At 63.5% G+C, this 1,991-nt stretch carries 2 protein-coding genes; both read right to left on the bottom strand.

What is annotated here, in order from left to right; all coding sequences use genetic code 11:
* Window positions 1-259: 259 nt before the first annotated feature.
* Complete coding sequence (locus I5W_RS26575) at window positions 260-1,351, bottom strand: M48 family metalloprotease (protein WP_252717245.1); 1,092 nt, start codon at window positions 1,349-1,351, stop codon at window positions 260-262.
* Between the two features lie 11 nt (window positions 1,352-1,362).
* Entirely contained in the window at window positions 1,363-1,812 is a 450-nt protein-coding gene (gene dut / locus I5W_RS26570) for a dUTP diphosphatase (RefSeq protein WP_017453646.1), read from the bottom strand.
* Window positions 1,813-1,991 lie beyond the last annotated feature (179 nt).

Here is a 1,991-nt window from a genome sequence, read left to right as displayed (position 1 = left end):
CCGCGTGACGGTGGAGATGGACGACAAGGACCAGATCAAGCTGGACTTCCCCGAGGGCGACGATTCGTCCCCGCCGGAAGAGCCGCAAGAGAAGCTCGAAGTCGAATAAGTCGCATCAGCCAGAGCAACAAGGCCACGCCGGGAAACCGGCGTGGCCTTTGTTTTGCAGATTGCTTCACCCTCAATCAGCAAACAAAAACGGCGCGGTCTTGAACTGCACCGCGCCGTCTTCACGTCCAATGGCTTCAGCTCACCGCATTTACGGCACCAGCGGCTTGCCCGCCTGCTGCTTGGCCTTCACGATCTGCGTCACCTTCTCGATCATCGCCAGGCGATAGGTGGTGGAGGGATGCAGTGCCGTATAGCCATTGGGCACGCTGGCCGGATACTGGTCCGCCAGGCGCTTCCAGAACGCCGGTACGTTGTCGATGTTGTAGCCGGCGCGCGCCAGCAGGTACAGCGAGAGCGTATCGGCAGCCGCATCCAGGTCCTGCGGATAGACACGGATACCGGCCGTGCCGGCCGTGGTGGTCGGGTCTGGGTGCGGCAGCAGCAGGTTGTCGATCACTTCGGCGATGGTGGAGACCATGCGCTGGCGGATGGCGTGACCGAGGATGTTGTGCGCCATGTCCTTGGCGATCAGGTAGGCCAGTTCATCATCGGACTGGGTGAATTTGAGCATCCCGCGGGTAATGAGCACGCGGCGGCCATCGGCATAGGTGTTGACGTTGTCGGCATTGCCCAGCTCGATGCTGAAGGCGCAGGCATAGGTCAGCGGTACGTTGACCACGCTGTTCTGGCCGTTGCGCTGTATGCCCAGGGCAATCGGCGCCTTCTTGACCACCAGCGGGCTTAACAGCACCGCCGCCTGGCGTTCGGCGTCGGTGCCTTGCGGCATGGGCTTGCCGGCCACCGACATGAGGAAGTCGCCACGCTGGATGCCGGCCTGTTCGGCGCCGCTGCCAGGCAGCACGCCCGTGACCTGCAGACGGTCGTCATAGCCCAGGCTGCGCGCCGTGTCGGCGAATTCGATCGGGAAGGAATACTTGTTCTTGGCCGTGAACCCCAGCAGGTTGCGGGCATTGCCGCGGCAGAGCTGGGCATTGTTGGTCAGCAGCGGCGCGGCCACGCGGTAGAGGCGGTCCTGTTGATCGATCAGTTCGCGCAATTGCTGCTGCTGGGGATTGTCGACCACCGGGCGCGGGGGTGGGGCGGTCACGGTGACCGGTTTGCTCGGAGTGGCCGGCGCCGGGCCGGGTTCCTGCGTGGCGCAGGCGGCCAGGATGGCCAGTGGCGCCAGGGTGGCGAGGGTCTTCAGTTTCTGCCACGTGGGCAGGGGGGATACGGTCATGCGGTTCTCCATCAGTGTTTGCCTGTGCTACCGAAACCACCGGCGCCGCGTTCGCTGCTATCGAATTCTTCCACCACATTGAAGCCGACTTGCAGGACCGGCACGATCACCAGCTGCGCCAGACGTTCCATGGGATTTAGGACAAACTCGGTACTGCCGCGGTTCCATGTCGAGATCATCAACTGACCCTGGTAGTCCGAATCGATCAAGCCCACCAGGTTGCCCAGCACGATGCCATGCTTGTGGCCCATGCCGCTGCGCGGCAAGATCACCGCCGCGTAGTTGGGGTCGGCCAGGTGGATGGCCAGGCCCGTCGGGACCAGGTGGGTGGCACCCGGTGCCAGCGTGAGCGGGGCATCGATGCAGGCCCGCAGGTCCAGGCCGGCGCTGCCGGGGGTGGCATAGGCCGGCAACTGGTCTTTCATGCGGGGGTCGAGGATCTTGATGTCGATGGTCTTCATGGATGCGTAGTCGAGTACAAAAGAGACAAATGAAACGAAAGAGTACAAAAAACTAAAGGCGACAAAAGACACGGCCCGCAAGACGCGGGCCGCGTGGCTCAGGCACTCATGCGGCGCGCAATCTCGCGCACCAACTGGCGTGCCAGGGTTTGCTGTCGGCTTNGGCAGGGCGCGTGGCC

The organism is Herbaspirillum sp. B65 (assembly GCF_000333555.1).
Lineage (GTDB): Bacteria > Pseudomonadota > Gammaproteobacteria > Burkholderiales > Burkholderiaceae_D > Herbaspirillum > Herbaspirillum rubrisubalbicans.
The sequence above is the reverse complement of the archived record's forward strand: the minus strand, read 5'-3'. Positions and strand labels throughout refer to the sequence as shown.

Excerpts from the sequence above, each read along its gene's own strand:
- I5W_RS26575 (WP_252717245.1), bottom strand. The coding sequence starts at position 1,351 with ATGACCGTATCCCCCCTGCCCACGTGGCAGAAACTGAAGACCCTCGCC.
- dut (WP_017453646.1), bottom strand. The coding sequence starts at position 1,812 with ATGAAGACCATCGACATCAAGATCCTCGACCCCCGCATGAAAGACCAG.